The sequence below is a fragment of the Pseudomonas sp. B28(2017) genome (assembly GCF_002113025.1).
Taxonomy (GTDB): Bacteria; Pseudomonadota; Gammaproteobacteria; order Pseudomonadales; family Pseudomonadaceae; genus Aquipseudomonas.
In genome coordinates, this window is record NZ_NEJH01000008.1 from 16,123 (window position 1) to 33,656 (window position 17,534).

At 62.5% G+C, this 17,534-nt stretch carries 8 protein-coding genes; all 8 read left to right on the forward strand.

The window, feature by feature from the left end; translation table 11 throughout:
* Positions 1-16: 16 nt before the first annotated feature.
* The 8 genes from CAF65_RS19560 to CAF65_RS19595 all read left to right on the forward strand — a co-directional run bounded on the left by CAF65_RS19560 (position 17) and on the right by CAF65_RS19595 (position 17,498).
* Positions 17-1,081 carry an HlyD family secretion protein gene (locus tag CAF65_RS19560; protein WP_085717763.1) on the forward strand — a complete coding sequence of 355 codons (1,065 nt, stop codon included), beginning with the start codon at positions 17-19 and terminating at the stop codon, positions 1,079-1,081.
* Complete coding sequence (locus tag CAF65_RS19565) at positions 1,078-2,565, forward strand: efflux transporter outer membrane subunit (RefSeq protein WP_085717764.1); 1,488 nt, start codon at positions 1,078-1,080, stop codon at positions 2,563-2,565. The genes CAF65_RS19560 and CAF65_RS19565 overlap by 4 nt, the downstream gene beginning before the upstream one ends.
* A gap of 79 nt (positions 2,566-2,644) precedes the next feature.
* Positions 2,645-3,424, forward strand: coding sequence for an efflux RND transporter periplasmic adaptor subunit (locus CAF65_RS19570; protein WP_085717765.1), 780 nt, complete (start codon positions 2,645-2,647; stop codon positions 3,422-3,424).
* On the forward strand, positions 3,421-4,740 hold the full coding sequence (locus CAF65_RS19575; protein ID WP_085717766.1) for an efflux RND transporter periplasmic adaptor subunit: 1,320 nt from the start codon (positions 3,421-3,423) through the stop codon (positions 4,738-4,740). Before CAF65_RS19570 ends, CAF65_RS19575 begins: the two co-directional genes overlap by 4 nt.
* Complete coding sequence (locus CAF65_RS19580) at positions 4,741-6,837, forward strand: efflux RND transporter periplasmic adaptor subunit (protein WP_085717767.1); 2,097 nt, start codon at positions 4,741-4,743, stop codon at positions 6,835-6,837. It begins immediately after the preceding gene.
* Positions 6,838-6,956: 119 nt separating this feature from the next.
* Entirely contained in the window at positions 6,957-8,540 is a 1,584-nt protein-coding gene (locus CAF65_RS19585) for a glycosyltransferase family 39 protein (RefSeq protein ID WP_085717768.1), read from the forward strand.
* 151 nt (positions 8,541-8,691) lie between these two features.
* Positions 8,692-9,537, forward strand: a complete 846-nt coding sequence (locus CAF65_RS19590; RefSeq protein WP_008020450.1) for a sulfotransferase — start codon at positions 8,692-8,694, stop codon at positions 9,535-9,537.
* A gap of 56 nt (positions 9,538-9,593) precedes the next feature.
* On the forward strand, positions 9,594-17,498 hold the full coding sequence (locus CAF65_RS19595; RefSeq protein WP_371919019.1) for an Ig-like domain-containing protein: 7,905 nt from the start codon (positions 9,594-9,596) through the stop codon (positions 17,496-17,498).
* The last annotated feature ends 36 nt before the right edge of the window (positions 17,499-17,534 follow it).

Consider the following 17,534-nt stretch of genomic DNA (forward strand, 5'->3'; position numbering starts at 1 on the left):
AAACAGAAGGTTTTTTATGAACACTCAAGCAAAGCAGAAAGTCGCGGTTGCCATGACCGCCGCATTGGCCGTCGGGGTATTGCTGTACCTGGCGATGCCTGGCCTGTTCGGCAAGCGTACTCAGCAGAACACCAACGATGCTTATGTCTCGGCGGATTTCACCTTGGTAGTGCCGCGGGTCGCCGGGTTTATCAAGCAAGTGCTGGTTGAGGACAACCAGCAGGTCAAGGCCGGGCAGTTGCTGGCACTGATCGATGACCGGGATTTGCGCGCGGCCGCCCAGGCTGCGGATGCCGAAATGCTGGTGGCTGGTGCGCAACTGCAAAACGCCAGGGCGACCCTGGAGCGTCAGGCGTCGGTGATCGCCCAGGCACAATCCTCGGTGGTGTCGGCCAAGGCGGAAATGGCGTTTGCCGAGCATGAATTGAACCGCTACAACCACCTCGCCGGGGTGGGCGCCGGCACGGTACAAAATGCGCAGCAGGCGCAAACGCGTATCGACCAGGCCTCTGCGCGGCTGGCCAATGCCACGGCGGTACTGGCGGCGGAGCGCAAGCAAGTGGAGATCCTCACGGCTCAGCGCGACGCAGCCGAAGGTGGTCTGAAACGGGCGCAAGCGAAGCTGGAAATGGCCGGCTACGAGTTGTCCTATACGAGGATCGTCGCACCACAGGACGGTATGGTCGGCGAACGCGCGGTGCGGGTCGGCGCCTATGTCACTCCGGGCAGTAAAATCCTCGCCGTGGTGCCGCTGGCACAGGCGTACGTGATGGCCAATTTCCAGGAAACCCAACTGACGGATGTGCAGCCGGGGCAGGCTGTACAAGTGCGCGTTGACAGTCTGGGCGGTGCGGCACTGAACGGTCGTGTCGAAAGCATTGCGCCGGCCACCGGGGTGACATTCGCCGCGGTCAAACCGGACAACGCCACCGGCAACTTCACCAAGGTGGTACAGCGCATACCGGTGAAAATCGTGCTGGAGCCGGGACAATCGCTGGCCGAGCGCTTGCGGGTGGGGATGTCGGTGGAGGCGAGTATTGATACGGCCACCGCCAGGGCGAAAGAGGTTGTTCAGCGATGAAGATTTTCGTTGATCGTGCCGACGCCTTCGCGAGCAAGTCGGATCGCCTGATTTTTTCTGCCTTGCTTGTGCTGAGCCTGTCAGCCTGCACCGTCGGCCCGGACTTTCACAAACCTCAGCCCACACAAATCACCGAATGGTCGAAACCATCAAAGCCAGCCGCCAGCCAAGTAATCGCCGAAACGATGAGCGAGCGCTGGTGGGACGTGTTCAACGACCCGGAACTCTCGGCCCTCACGCAACGCGCCCTGACCGACAACCTCGACTTGAAGCTCGCCAGCCGCCGCTTGCAGCAAAGCCGTGCCGTTCGCCAGGTGATCACCGCCAACCGCTATCCGAATACCGTCGCCACGGGAAGTTATGCCCGAAAGCGTAACAGTGGTGAGGGCCTGAGCGACCCGTCAGGGCACAACGGCCAATCCGCCTTCAACCTGTGGGATGCCGGCTTTTCCGCCGCCTGGGAGCTGGATTTGTGGGGCCGTGTGCGTCGGGAAACCGAAGCCGCCGACGCCAACCTGGAAGTCGCCGAGAACGACCGACGCGGTGTGTTGCTGTCGGTGCTGGCCGAAACCGCCCAGGACTACATTCAACTGCGTGGCGTGCAAAACACCCGGCTCGTCACCGAACAGAATCTCGACGTCGCCCGCCATAGCCTGAAGCTTTCGCAACTGCGCCTGGCCGACGGTGTCGCGACGGATCTGGATGTTGCCGAAGCCGCCGCACAGGTGGCGGCCATCGAATCGCGCCTGCCCGCACTGGAGCAGCGCCAGTGGCAACTGGTCAACGCCTTGAGCCTGTTGATGGGCGAACCGCCCCAGGCATTGGCGGCGCAGTTATCCACAGATGCCCCCGTGCCACAAACCCCGCGACAAGTCGCCATTGGCTTGCCCTCGCAGCTGGCTGAACGTCGTCCGGACATTCGCCAGGCCGAAGCACGGCTGCATGCCGCCACGGCCAGCATTGGCGTGGCCAAGGGCGATTTCTATCCGCGAATCACCCTGTCGGGGAACATCGGTTCCCAGGCCATGCAACTGAGTGATTTTGGTTCCTGGGGTTCGCGTTCGTTCGGGATCGGCCCGCAATTGAGCTTGCCGTTGCTCGACGGCGGCCGCTTGCGTGGCGTGCTCGATTTGCGTGAAGCACAACAACAGGAAGCGGCTATCGCCTATCAGCAAACCGTGCTGCGCGCCTGGCATGAAATCGATGACCAGCTGACCACCTACAACGCCAGTCAGTTGCGCCGCGACAACCTGGCTGAAGCCGTGCGCCAGAACCGCATTGCGCTGGACACCGCACAACAGCAATACGTTGAGGGCGTGGTGGATTTCGTCACCGTACTCACCGTGCAAGGGGCGTTGCTGGCCACGCAGGAGCAGTGGGTCGAGAGTTCGACCGGTGTGTCGCTGGCGGCCGTCGGGTTGTACAAGGCGTTGGGTGGAGGTTGGGAGTCGGTGTATCCATTGACCGAGACGGCGCAGCGTTAAAACGCAGGCGATGATGGCCATCTGCTTGACGCTAATCGCCGCTGCCGTAGACTCCGGTAATCCGAAAGGGAGTACGGTCATGCGGATTTTCTGTGTGTTGGGGTTGGGATTGCTCTTCGCCGCAAGCGTTGCCCAGGCGCAAACGCCCGGGGCAGACGACCCGCTTGCGCAACTGGATGCGGGCGCCAGCGCCGCAACCACCACCGAGGCCCGCGGTGTATTGCGCGCCCGGGATCAGGCGGTACTGGCCAGTGAGGTGCCGGGGCGGATTGTCGAATTGCCGTTCAGCGAGGGGGAATCGTTCAAGAAGGGCGATACCCTGGCGCGGTTCGATTGCTCGGCCTATCAGGCGCAACTCAATGCCGCTCAAGCGGCCAGCCGTGGCGCGGGTGAAGAACTGGCGCACAACCGGCAACTGGCGGCACTGAATTCGGTCGGGCGTTTCGAAGTGGCACGTGCCGAGGCCAAGGTCAGCGAAACCCAGGCGCAGTCCCAGGTGTATCAAGTGCAGGTCAAGCGTTGCAGCGTGCTGGCGCCGTTCGATGGCCAGGTCGTCGAGCGCAAGGTACAGCGCTATGAAAGCGTACCTGCCGGCGCACCCTTGCTGGACGTGGTCGATAATCGCACCCTGGAAATCCATCTGCTGGTGCCCTCGCGCTGGATGGCCCGACTCAAGCCCGGCCAGACCTTCAGTTTTGTTCCCGATGAAACCGGCAAGCCGTTGGATGCGACCGTCAAGCGCCTGGGCGCACGAATCGATGAAGGCAGTCAGACCCTGCTGCTGGTGGCCAGCGTACCCAACGCCAGCGGGTTGCTGGCGGGGATGAGTGGCACTGCGCATTTCGCGGAGTTCAAGTGAACGCGCCGGTGAGCGGCGGTGCCGAACAGGTGTTCGCGCGTTTCCTTGATCTTGAGCGCCAGACCCGCGCCGCCCAAACGCCCGCCCAGTTGGCCTACAGCCTGGTCAATGATGGCCAGGCACTGTTTGGCTTTCGCCATGCGGCACTGTTGATCGCCGGGAAGGTGCAGGCCGTGACCGGTGTCAGCGCGGTGGAGCCGAATTCACCCTTTGTAGCCTTCGTCGAGCAGGCGGTGGCGCAGTTGTTCAAGCGCGGGCAGTTGCAGCAGGCGCTGGCCATTGCCGCCGATGTCCTCGACGAGTCGCTGCAGGCGCAATGGCAAAGCCTGTCGGCGGCGCAGGTGTTCTGGCTGCCGCTGGTCGATCGTCAGGGCGAGGTGTTCGGTGGGTTGTGGCTGGCCCGGGACGTTGCGTGGAGCCCTGCCGATCAAGTGCTGCTGGCGCAACTGGGCGATACCTACAGCCATGCCTGGCAGGCGTTGCAACCGCGCAAGCCCTGGCGTCTGCGCTGGACGCGCAAACGCCAGGGCTTGCTGGTTGCAGTGCTATTGCTCGGGCTGTTGATCCCGGTGCGCCAGTCCGTATTGGCACCGGCCGAAGTGGTGCCGCTGGGCGGTCGGGTGGTGGCGGCACCGCTGGACGGTGTCATTGCCGAGTTCCTGGTCAAGCCCAATCAGACGGTGAAGACCGGCGAATTGCTGCTGCGTTTCGAAAGCACCACGCTCAAGGCTCAGGCCGATGTCGCTGAACGTGCCCTCGGGGTTGCCGAGGCGGAACTCAAGGCCAACTCCCAGCGCTCGTTCGCCGATGCCGAGTCCAGCTCGAAACTGGATTTGCTGGCCGCCCGGGTCGAACAGAAACGCGCCGAGCGTGACTACGCCCGTGAACTGCTCAAGCGCAGCGAAGTGCGTGCCGAGCGCGATGGCATCGCGGTATTTGCCGATGCCGAACGCTGGACCGGCAAGCCGGTGCAGACCGGCGAGCGACTGATGGAAATCGCCGATCCGGCTCAGGCGCAGTTGCGTATCGAGCTGGCCGTGGGGGACGCGATCTCCCTGGAACCCGGCGCTGAAGTCGCATTGTTCCTCGACAGTGACCCGCTGCAACGGCATCTGGCCAGGCTCGAGCGTTCGGCTTACGAAGCGCAGCCCACGGTGGGCGGGCAATTGGCCTATCGCCTGGATGCGAATTTCGACGCGGCCCCCCCGCGCATCGGTTTGCGCGGCACGGCGAAGATCTTCGGTGACCGGGCGCCGCTGGCGTTGTACCTGCTGCGTCGACCACTGGCCGGCTTGCGTCAGAGCGTGGGCCTGTAAATGAGCCTGCCCGGCCTGCGTGCCGACCTGCAGCTGTCCCCGGCAGCGCCGGCGCTGGACGGAGCGCCCTGCTGGACACTGGCCGATCCGGTGCGGGGGCGTTACTTCAAGCTCGGTACGACGGCGATGCGATTGTTGCGTCACTGGTCACTGGGCGAGCCCGAGCAGGTCCTGCAAGCGGCCAATCGTGAGCCGGGACTGACGCTGGACGGTGCGGATCTGGAGCAGTTGCTGGCGTTTTTGCGCAGTCACGACCTGATTACTGCCCTCGATCCACAGCAGCGTGCCAGCTACAGCTTTAAAGCGGCTGCCCAGCGCCAGAGCCTGTGGCAAATGTTGCTGCATCAGTACCTGTTTTTTCGAATTCCGCTATGGCGTCCCGAGCGTTTTCTCAATCGTGCCTGGCCATGGCTGGAGCGCTTTGGCCCGCGAGCGCTGCGCTACGGATTGCCCGCTGTGCTGGGGTTGGGGGTGTTTCTGGTGTCGCGGGACTGGCAGCGATTTATCGCGACGTTTCCGCATCTGTTCAGCCTTGGCGGCGCTTTGGCGTTTGGCGTGTCCCTGTTTTTCGCCAAGCTCTGCCACGAGTTCGGTCACGCGTTCATGGCCAAGCGCGCCGGGTGCCGGGTACAGAGCATGGGCGTGGCGTTCATGGTGCTGCTGCCGATGTTCTATACCGATGTCAGCGATGCCTGGCGGGTCAATGATCGCAAGGACCGGCTGCTGATTGGCGCTGGCGGCGTACTGGCCGAGTTGCTGTTGGCGAGCATGGCCTTGCTGGCGTGGTCGTTTCTGCCCGACGGTCCCGCCCGCACCGCAGCGTTCATGCTCGCCAGTGCTACGTGGATCACGACATTGGTGGTCAACCTCAACCCGTTCATGCGCTTTGACGGTTATTTTTTACTCAGCGACTTCTGGCAGGTCGATAACCTGCAAGGGCGAGCGTTTGCCTTGTGCCGCTGGCGTATGCGCGAATTTTTGTTTGGCTATGGCGCAGCGGCGCCGGAGCCTTGGTCGCCGACAATGCAACGGCGTTTGCTGATCTGGGGGTATGGCTCATGGTTGTGGCGCGCGGCACTGTTTTTCGGGATCGCGCTGGCGGTCTATCACCTGTTCTTCAAGGTGTTGGGGATCTTCCTGATGCTGGTGGAACTGGTCTGGTTCATCTTTCTGCCCATCATGAATGAATGGCGCCAGTGGTGGGGCCGCCGCGAGCAGGCACATGGGCCGCGTGTGCTGCTCAGCAGCCTGGTGTTGCTCGGGCTGTTGCTGGTGCTCATCCTGCCGTGGCGCAGTGCCGTCGAGGTGCCGGCCATGCTGGAAGCGGGCCGGGTCAGCACCTTGCATGCGCCGGTAGCGGCACGAATCAAGGCCGTGAATGTGCATGACGGGCAGTCGGTGGCGCAGGGTGATGTCCTGATCGAGCTGGAATCGCCGGATCTCGATTCGCGCCAGGCCATTGCGCGCCGGGAAATCGAGATTCAGCAATTGCAGATGCGCCGTCAGGCCAGCCGCAGCGAAACGGCTTCCGATGCCGCAATCGTCGAGCAGCGCCTGGCCGAAGCGGTCGCCGAGTACCGTGGGCTGGCGGCTCAGCGCGAGCGACTGCTATTGCGTGCGCCCCATGCCGGCACGGTGCGTGATCTGCTGGCGCAATGGACGGTGGGGCGCTGGCTGTCCACTCGGGAGCCGCTGGCCCGGGTGGTCGAGGAGGGCGTACGCTTGCGCGGTTATCTGGCCGAGGCCGAACTCTGGCGCGTGGCGCCGGGGGCCACCGGACGGTTTATCGCCGATGATCCGATGCATCCGGCGATTGCGGTACAACTGAGCGAAATCGATACCAATGGTGCGGCGTTTGTCGATCAGGAGGCACTGACCTCCGATCACCACGGACCGATTGCCGTGCGTCGCGATCAACATCAACGGGCCGAGCCGGTACAGGCACAGTACGGCGCGCGGTTGACCACGCTTGATCAGTCCCCGGCGCCCGTGCAGCCTTTACGCGGTGTGGCGGTGTTGCAAGGCCATGGCGAGTCGGTGCTGGGTGCTGCCTGGCGACGCGTGGCGGCGCTGGGTGTCAGGGAAAGCGGTTTTTAGATCGACCGACCCTCGTCGCCGCAGGTCGTTTCGTCAACGGGCCAGCATCGACGATGCTCCGGCTGAAGGTCTAAAGTGAACCGCAAGTAAACTGTCACTGAGCGTTGCAAGGGGAAGCAATGGAGGCGCGCAGAGAAACGCCGATGGGCGACACCCAGGGGCCGCACGCAAACCCTGGTTTCGTCAGGGGCGCGCAACCGATGATTCGTTGGGCGCGGGAGCATTGGCTGGTGCCGATCCTGGTACTGGCGGCGCTGGTGCGCTTCTACGATCTGACCGCAGCTGCGATCTGGGGCGACGAGGGTTCCAGCCTGTTGCTGGCGCGCTATTCATTGCCGGACATCTGGCTTCATGCGGCCTACGACGTGCATCCGCCGCTGTATTTCATGCTCCTGCACAGTTGGATGGCGGTCTTCGGCGACGGCATTTTTTCGATCCGCTGCCTCAGCGCCCTTCCGGGCATCGTCTCGGTCGGGCTCGGCGTGTGGCTGGTGGATCGACTGGCTACCCGTCGCGCCGCGATACTTGCCGGCTTCCTGCTGGCGCTGTTGCCCACGGCGGTTCGTTACAGCCAGGAAGTGCGCATGTATTCGCTGTTGGGGTTGTGGTTGCTCGGGGCGACGATTGCCCTGGTGTACTGGGTCCGCAAACCGCAACGTCGACACTACCTGCTGATCTACGCCTTGCTTATGAGCGCGGCGTTCTACACCCATTATTTCACTGCGCTATGCGTGCTTTGCCATTGGTTGTACCTGGGCATCATCCGCGTGCAACCGGGGTATCGTCTGCGGCACATCCAGCGCGGCGACTGGTGGCTGGCGAACCTGGTCATTGTCGTGCTGTACCTGCCGTGGTTGCCGGGGCTGGTCGATCTGTTGCAGCACATCGATCAGCTCAAAGCCAATGGGGATGTCGGCTGGGAAACGCCGGTCACCTTCGAGTCCCTGCCGTCCATGGTGTGGTCGCTGTTGATCCAGGATGATGGCGAAAACCTGTCGCCGCTGCTGTTTGCCACCCTGCCGCTGGCCATTCCGATATTGGCCGGGGTGGCGCTGGTGCGGGACCGAAGTGTGTTCCGGGGCAGCGCGTTGCTGGCGGTCTACACCTTCGTTCCGATGTTGCTGGTGTTCGCGGTGTCGTTCATTTCGCCGATGTTCATCGAGCGCTATCTCACTGCCTATGCCCTGGGCCTGCCCATGCTGGCGGCATTGGCGATCGATCGCTTGTACAACGGCTCCCGCGTGGTGGCGCTGATGGTGCTGGTGGTGTTTGTCAGTGTGGAACTGGTGGGCCTGAACAACAACGCCACGGTAGATATCCATGACCAGGTCAACGTCATGGTCGATGACGTCAACCAGCACTTCCAGCCCGGCGATCAAATCGTCACCAGCGACATGCTCTGGTACCTGTGCTACGTCTACTACAACCGTACCGATGCCAAGCCGCTGCTGTACACCCCGCCGCATGCCGACGGAACCTCGAGTCGTCCGAATGAGTATGGTTTCGGCACCCTGACGGCACCGGACGAGTACCTCGACAGCCTCGGTGATTTGCCCAAGGGCACCCGGCGTATCTGGTTGATCAGTACCGCCGACGTGCCGGATGAGTTTGCCCCTGTGCCCGCTCAATGGCAGTTGGGTCGTCAGGTAAAGGCCGGTGGCGTTCTCGCCAGGCTGTACCTGTCCGCAATGGCCGGGAAATAAGCTGCCTCGAAGCTAAAACGGTTCATCTGTTAATCGGATGTTAAAAAAACCGCTTTCCAGCGGTATTGACTTCGAATTGATATCAAAACACCACTAGGCGAACACTTTCCCTTCGGTTACGCTTTGTCCTACAAAAGGACGCAATGTCAAGGTGAAGGGATTGCACCAATTTCACTTTATTTCCGGCTTGCCGCGCTCAGGTTCGACGCTGCTTTCTGCCATTCTTTTGCAGAATCCGCGTTTCCATGCCGGAATGACCAGCCCCGTCGGTTCCCTGTTTTCCGGTGTCCTGGACCAGTGCAGCGCGGGTAGCGAGTTCGGCGCGGTGATCGACACCGACATGCGCCGCCGCCTGTTGCGTGGCCTGTTCGATTCCTTCTACGCCGACAAGGCCGACAAACCGGTGGTGTTCGACACCAATCGCCTTTGGAGCGCCCGGCTGCCGGCCATCAACGATCTGTTTCCCAAGGCCAAGGTGATCGCCTGTGTGCGCAACGTTGCCTGGATCATGGACAGCATCGAGCGTCTTTACCGCGCCAACCCCTATGAAAACACCAAGCTCTTCGGCGATGCCGTCGAGCGCAACACCGTCTATAGCCGTTGCGAAACCCTGGCCCAGCGCAATCGCCTGGTGGGTTTTGCCTGGGCGGCACTCAAGGAAGCCTATTACGGCGAATATGCCGACTCCTTGCTGATCATCGACTATGACTTGCTGACCCAGGCACCAGAGCGAGTGCTGCGGCTGGTCTACGACTTTATCGATGAGCCCTGGTTCGAGCACGACTTCGAGCACCTGGCCTACGACGCCCCGGAATTCGACCAGGCCCTCGGGGTGACCGGCCTGCACAAGGTCAGACCCAAGGTTGCCGTACAGGCCCGGCGCACCATCCTGCCGCCGGACCTGTTCAAGCAATACTCAGACTTGTCCTTTTGGCTCGATGGCTCTGCCAGCGCCGCCAATGTCATTCGTATGAAGTCCGACGCCGCGAACATTTGATCGCGGCGTTTTTCATTGATGCATTACGTAAATTCGTTCGAATTCGGGTGAGCAGCATGTGGTGGACCATTTTTGGCGGGGCAAAGGCAAAGTCACGGGTGGCCGAAGGCCAACGGACACCAGCGGCGCCCATGATCATGTCCCTTGAACCGCGCATGCTGTTCGACGGCGCCGTCGCCGCCACAGTGGCCGATACCGCCGCCCAGGCCGACAGTCATTCCACAGCCGATGCCGCCAAGACGCCGGCTGCCGATCACCCGGCGGCGAGCAAGGACACCCACGGCCAGGCCGATGCCACACCAGCGGCCAGCCCCGTTGCGGTGCCCGGGCAGAGCGTGGTGTTCGTCGACTCCCGGGTGAAAGATGCCGACAGCCTGCTCCAAGGCGTCGCGCCCGGGACCCAGGTCGTGAAACTGGCCGCGGGCAAGGATGGACTGCAGCAGATAGCCGACTACCTCGATCAGCATCAAGGCATCAGCTCTGTGCAGATCATTGCCCACGGCAACGCTGGCGACCTGTGGCTGGGCGACAGCTATCTGTCGGCTGACAACGTCGCCGCCCGCAGCGCGGTGCTGGCGGAAATCGGCAAGGACATGAACGCTGGCGGTGACATTCTGATCTACGGCTGCTACACCGCCGAAGGCGAGCGTGGCCTGAGCTTTGTCGACTCGCTGGCGCAAATGACCGGCCGCGATGTAGCGGCTTCGAGCAACCGTACCGGTGTGGGCGGTGACTGGGATCTGGAAATCGTCACCGGCAACATCGAGAGCGCCAACGTCCTCTCGGCCACGGCCATGAGCGACTATCAGTGGGGCCTGGCCACCTGGACCGCCACCAACAACGCCAACACGGGCGTCGGCTCGTTGCGTGCCGCCCTCGCCTCGGCGCAGAACGGCGATATCGTCACCTTCAGCAGCGGCATGACGGTGCAGCTGACCGCCGAACTGCTGATCAACAAGAACATCACCATTGATGGCGACTTGAACAACGATGGCGCGGCTGACGTGACCCTCGATGGTCAGTACAAGACCCGAGTGATTGAAGTGAGCTCTGGCAGTACCGTCACGCTCGATGGCCTGGTAATCACCCGTGGCCTGGTGTCGGGCAATGGCGGCAACGGTGGCTACGGTGCGGCGGGCGCGATGGCCGGGGGGATTTTCAACGCCGGGAATCTGACCCTGAAAAACGTTACCGTGACCTCCAACGCCGCTTCCGGTGGCGGTGGCGGTGGCGGTGTCACCGGCGCTTTTTACGGCGGTGGTGGCGGTGGCGGTGGCGGTTTGGGCGGCCAGGGCGGCGGGCATGGCGGTACGGCCGGGCCGGGCACCGGCACGTTGGGCGGCCAGGCGGGCAGCGCTGGCGTCGGTGGTTACGGCGGTGGTTATGACGCCACCCATATGGGCGGTCGCGGCGGTACCACCACTGGCGGGGCCGGCGGTGTGGGCGTTTCCTATTACAGCAACGGCGGTAACGGTGCGACGGCCACCAATGGCACGATTTCCATTGGCGGTGGCGGCGGCGGGGCCGGTTGGGACAAGGTAGGTGGTGCTGGCGGCAACGCGGTAGGCGGGATCTACAACGCCAGTAGCGGCACCATAACCGTCATCGGCACGTCGACCATCAGCAATAACATCGGCGCCGGTGGCGGCGGTGGCGGTGGTGGTGGCCAAGGTAGCAATGCCAGCAACGGCGGCGCGGGTGGCCGGGGCGTCGGTGCGATCTGGAACAAAGGCACGCTGCTGATGACGGCCGCCAACTTCGCGGCCCTGGCCGGTAATGCCGCGGCCAGTGGTGCGGGTGGTACCGCATTAGGTGGAGGTACAACCGGCACCTCGCCAACCTCCTCCGCAAACATCTACAACGACGGCGGTGTACTCAACACCGCGTACGCTCCACCACCGACCGCGACCATTGTGGTCGCTGACACCACACTGAGCATCGGCGAAACATCCTTGGTCACGATCACCTTTTCCGAGGCCGTGACCGGTTTCACCAACGCCGACCTGACCATCGCCAACGGTACGTTAAGTGCGGTGAGCAGCAGCAATGGCGGCATCACCTGGACAGCAACGTTCACGCCGACCGCCAGCATCACCGACACGACCAACGTCATCACCCTGGACAACACCGGGGTGATAAACGGTCTGGGCACCGCCGGCGTCGGCACCACCAACTCCAATAACTACACGGTCGACACCGTACGCCCGACCGCGTCCATCGTGGTGGCGGACAATGCGCTGAAAGTCGGCGAAACCTCGCTGGTGACCATCACCTTCAACGAAGCGGTCACCGGTTTCACCAACGCGGACCTGACCATTGCCAACGGTACGCTCACGGCGGTGAGCAGCAGCGATGGCGGCATCACCTGGACGGGGACCTTTACCCCGACTGTGAGCATCACCGATACGACCAACCTGATCACCCTGGACAACACCGGGGTCAGCGACCTGGCGGGCAATGCCGGGAGCGGCACCACCGATTCCAACAACTACGCCATCGATACCGTGCGCCCGACCGCGACCCTTGTGGTGGCCGATACCAGCCTGAGCATTGGTGAAACGTCGCTGGTGACCATTACCTTCAGCGAAGCGGTCAGCGGGTTTACCAACGCCGACCTGACCATTGCCAACGGTACGCTGAGCGCGGTAAGCAGCAGCGATGGCGGCATCACCTGGACGGCGACCTTTACCCCGACGGCCAGCATCACCGACACGACCAACCTGATCACCCTGAACAACACCGGGGTCAGCGACCTGGCGGGCAACGCCGGTAGCGGCACCACTGATTCGAACAACTATGCGATAGATACGCTCCGTCCGACCGCGACCATCGTAGTGGCGGACACAGCGCTGAGGATCGGCGAAACCTCGCTGGTAACGATCACCTTCAGCGAGGCGGTGACCGGGTTCACCAATGCGGACCTGACCATCGCCAACGGTACGCTCACGGCGGTGAGCAGCAGTGACGGCGGCATCACCTGGACCGCGACCTTCACCCCGACCGCCAGCATCACCGACACGACCAACCTGATCACCCTGGACAACACCGGGGTCATTGATGGTGTCGGCAACGCAGGTAGTGGCACCACCGATTCCAATAACTATGCGATCGACACCGTCCGCCCGACAGCCACCATCGTGGTCGCGGACTCGGCGCTGAAAATCGGCGAAACCTCACTGGTCACGATCACTTTCAGCGAGGCAGTGAGCAGTTTCACCAACGCCGACCTGACCATCGCCAACGGTACACTCACGGCGGTGAGCAGCAGTGACGGCGGCATCACCTGGACGGCGACCTTCACACCTTCCGCCAGCATCAACGACACGACCAACCTGATCACCCTGGACAACACCGGGGTCAATGACCTGTCGGGTAACGCCGGTAGCGGCACCACCGACTCCAATAACTTCGCCATCGACACGCTCCGACCCACCGCGACCATCGTCCTGGCAGACGCCACCTTGAGTGCTGGCGAAACTTCGCTGGTGACCATTACGTTCAGCGAAGCGGTGAGCGGTTTCACCAACGCCGACCTGACCATCGCCAACGGTACGCTCACCGCAGTGAGCAGCAGCGACGGCGGCATCACCTGGACCGCGACCTTCACCCCGACCGTCGGCGTGAATGACTCGAGCAACCTGATTACCTTGAACAACACCGGGGTCACCGACGTGGCCGGCAACACCGGCAGCGGCACCACCAACTCCGGCAACTACACCATCGATACGGTGCTGCCGACGGCGACCATCGTGGTGGCCGACAATGCGTTGAAAATCGGTGAAACCTCGCTGGTGACCATTACCTTCAGCGAAGCCGTCAGTGGGTTCACCAACGCCGACCTGACCATCGCAAACGGCACCTTGAGTGCGGTGAGTAGCAGCGATGGCGGCATCACCTGGACCGCGACCTTCACCCCGACCAGCGCCATCACCGACGCCAGCAACATCATCACCCTGGATAACAGCGGCGTGCAAAACGCCTCGGGCAACGCTGGTAGCGGCACCACCGATTCCAACAACTACGCCATCGATACCCAGCGCCCGACGGCCACCATCGTGGTCGCGGATTCGGCGCTGGCGGTGGGGCAGACATCGGTGGTGACCATCACCTTCTCCGAGGCGGTGACTGGCTTTACCACGGCCGACCTGACGGTGGACAACGGTACCCTGAGCAGTCTGAGCACCAGCGATAACATCACCTGGACCACCACCCTGACGCCAGCAGTGGGCATCACCGATCCGACCAACCTGATCAACCTGGACAATACCGGGGTGACTGATGCGGCCGGCAACACCGGCAGCGGCACCACCGACTCCAATAACTTCTCCGTCGACAGTCAACGTCCGACGGCAACCATCGTCCTGGCGGACGCGACCCTGAGTGCGGGCGAAACCTCGCTGGTGACCATTACCTTCAGCGAAGCGGTGACCGGCTTCACCAACGCCGACCTGACCATCGCCAACGGTACGCTCACGGCGGTGAGCAGCAGCGACGGCGGCATCACCTGGACCGCGACCTTCACCCCGACCGTTGGCGTGAATGACTCGAGCAACGTCATCACCCTGAACAATACCGGTATCACCGACGTGGCGGGCAACACCGGCAGCGGCACCACCAACTCCGCCAACTACACCATCGATACGGTGCTGCCGACGGCGACCATCGTGGTAGCCGACAATGCGTTGAAAATCGGTGAAACGTCGCTGGTGACCATTACCTTCAGCGAAGCGGTAAGCGGTTTCACCAATGCCGACCTGACCATTGCCAACGGCACTTTGACCTCCGTCAGCAGCAGCGATGGCGGCATCACCTGGACCGCGACCTTCACCCCGACCGCCAGCATTACCGACACGACCAACCTGATCAGCCTGGATAACAGCGGTGTGCAAAATGCCTCGGGCAACGCCGGCAGCGGCACCACCGATTCCAACAACTATGCCATCGATACCGTGCGCCCGACGGCCACCATCGTGGTCGCGGACACGGCGCTGAGAGTCGGCGAAACCTCGCTGGTGACCATCACTTTCAGCGAGGCGGTGAGCGGTTTCACCAATGCCGACCTGACCATCGCCAACGGTACGCTCACCGCGGTGAGCAGCAGCGATGGCGGCATCACCTGGACCGCGACCTTCACGCCTTCGGCGAGCATCAACGACACCACCAACCTGATCACCCTGGACAACACCGGGGTCAGCGATCTGGCAGGCAACGCAGGTAGTGGCACCACCGATTCCAATAACTACGCCATCGACACGCTCCGCCCCACCGCGACCATCATCCTGGCAGACGCCACCTTGAGTGCGGGCGAAACCTCGCTGGTGACCATTACGTTCAGCGAAGCGGTGAGCGGTTTCACCAACGCCGACCTGACCATCGCCAACGGTACGCTCACTACGGTGAGCAGCAGTGACGGCGGCATCACCTGGACGGCGACCTTCACCCCGACCGCCGGCGTGAATGACACGAGCAACATCATCACCCTGAACAATACCGATGTCAGCGATGTGGCCGGCAACACCGGCAGCGGCACTACCAACTCCGCCAACTACACCATCGATACGGTGCTGCCGACGGCGACCATCGTGATCGCCGACAATGCGTTGCAAAGCGGTGAGACGTCGCTGGTGACCATTACCTTCAATGAAGCGGTAACGGGTTTTGATAACAGTGACCTGACCATTGCCAACGGCACCTTGACCTCCGTCAGCAGCAGCGACGGCGGTGTCACCTGGACCGCAACCTTCACCCCGACCAGCGCCGTCACCGACACCAGCAACGTCATCACCCTGGATAACAGCGGTGTGCAAAACGCCTCGGGCAACGCCGGCAGCGGCACCACCGACTCCAACAACTACGCCATCGACACCCTGCGCCCGACCGCCACCATCGTGGTCGCCGACAATGCCCTGAACATCGGTGAAACTTCGCTGGTGACCATCACCTTCAGCGAAGCAGTGACCGGTTTCAGCAACGCCGACCTGACCATCGCCAATGGCACCTTGAGTGCGGTGAGCAGCAGCGACGGCGGCATCACCTGGACGGCCACCCTGACACCGTTGGCGGCTATCACCGACACCAGCAACCTCATCCAGCTCGATAACAGCGGTGTTCAGGATGCGGCCGGCAACACCGGCAGCGGCACCACCGATTCGAACAATTACGCGATCGACAACCAGCGCCCGACCGCCACCATTGTCATGGCCGACACCGACCTGCATCCGGGTGAAACGACCCTGGTGACCATCACCTTCAGTGAGGCGGTCAGTGGTCTGGACAGTTCTGATCTGAGCGTCGACAACGGCACCTTGAGCGGGTTGAGCAGCAGCGACGGTGGCCTTACATGGACGGCGACTTTCACCCCGACGGCCGCGATCACCGATACCAGTAACCTCATCACTCTGGACAACAGCGGTGTCACCGACTCGGCAGGCAACGCCGGGAGCGGGGTGACCAACTCGGCGAATTACCTGGTACAAACCAGCGTGCCGACCGCCAGCATCGTGATCGCTGACACGGCACTCAAGGCCGACCAAACGACCCTGGTGACCATTACCTTCAGTGAGGCGGTCAGAGGATTCAGCAACGCTGACCTGACCATCGCCAACGGTACATTGAGCAGCGTCAGCAGCAGCGACGGCGGGATCACCTGGACGGCGACCTTTACGCCAACCTCGGGCATTACTGACGCCAGCAACCTGATCACCCTCGACAATAGCGGCGTGGCCAATGCGTCGGGCAACACGGGGGCCGGCACCACCGACTCGAATAATCTTGCCATCGACACCGCGCTGCCGACTGCGACCATCGAGGTTGCCGACACAGCGCTGAGTACCGGCGAAACCTCATTGGTGACCATTACCTTCAGCGAAGCGGTGAGCGGTTTCGACAACAGTGACTTGACCATCGCCAACGGCACCCTGAGCAATGTCAGTTCCAGCGACGGCGGGATCACCTGGACCGCCACCTTCACCCCGACGGTCGACATCACCGACACCAGCAACACCATCGCGCTGAACACGGCAGGTGTGCAGGATCTGGCCGGCAACGCCGGCAGCGGTACGGTTAACTCCAATACCTACGCCATTGACACCCAAATTCCGACCGCCACCATCGTAGTCGCCAATCCGAACCTGGGGGTGGGCCAGACTTCGCAGGTGACCATCACCTTCAACGAAGCGGTCAGCGGGTTTGATTTGTCCGACATCAGTATTGCCAACGGCACCTTGTCCGACCTGAGCAGCAGCGATGGCGGCAAGACCTGGACCGCGACCCTGACGCCGACCGCCAACGTCAATATCGCCAGCAACACGATCAGCATCGACCGTGCCGGTATCAGCGACATGGCTGGCAACAGTGGTAGCGGCGTGAGCCAATCCGATAACTTTGCCATCAACACGGTGCCAACTTCCTCGCTCGTTTTCGTGTCGGCAGACCCGGATTTGCGCAGCAACCCGCCGGTGACGCTGCCCGATGTGCCCAACGTGCCGCTGCAACCGGTCATTTTCACGCCTCCGACGGGCAACCTGAGTTCACCGTTGACCTTCCCGCCGTTGTTCGAACAGCGGGTGATCGGCAATGGCATTCGGCCGTTGGGCGATATTTTCATGAATCACGGCGCATTGACCCCGAGTTTCATCGCCCAGGTTTTCAGCGGCAATGACGGCGGTGGCGAGGGTTCGGGGCATGGTTTCCTCGGTTTCGGCGGCGGCGATGGTGGTGTGTTCAGCACCAGCACGCTGTCGAGCCTGTTCAATCAGGACAGCAGTACCGAGCGTGATTCGTTGAGCGCCTTTGGCAGTCAGTCGATCAAGTCCGGCGATGTTTCCCAGGGCCTGCGCGGGGTGTTTGGCGCACCGACCCTGGGCCAGCAATTGCAACAGCTCAAAGACAACGAGCAGCAGCAGGTCGACAACCTGGCCGCCGCTTTGAAACTGGCCGGCATCAGCGAAATGCAGGCCTGATGAAAACCTCCACTTGTGATGCGGCACCCAGGGGCG

Coding starts and splice junctions, on each gene's coding strand:
- CAF65_RS19565 (WP_085717764.1), top strand. CDS start 1,078: ATGAAGATTTTCGTTGATCGTGCCGACGCCTTCGCGAGCAAGTCGGAT.
- CAF65_RS19560 (WP_085717763.1), top strand. CDS start 17: ATGAACACTCAAGCAAAGCAGAAAGTCGCGGTTGCCATGACCGCCGCA.
- CAF65_RS19570 (WP_085717765.1), top strand. CDS start 2,645: ATGCGGATTTTCTGTGTGTTGGGGTTGGGATTGCTCTTCGCCGCAAGC.
- CAF65_RS19585 (WP_085717768.1), top strand. CDS start 6,957: ATGGAGGCGCGCAGAGAAACGCCGATGGGCGACACCCAGGGGCCGCAC.
- CAF65_RS19595 (WP_371919019.1), top strand. CDS start 9,594: ATGTGGTGGACCATTTTTGGCGGGGCAAAGGCAAAGTCACGGGTGGCC.
- CAF65_RS19580 (WP_085717767.1), top strand. CDS start 4,741: ATGAGCCTGCCCGGCCTGCGTGCCGACCTGCAGCTGTCCCCGGCAGCG.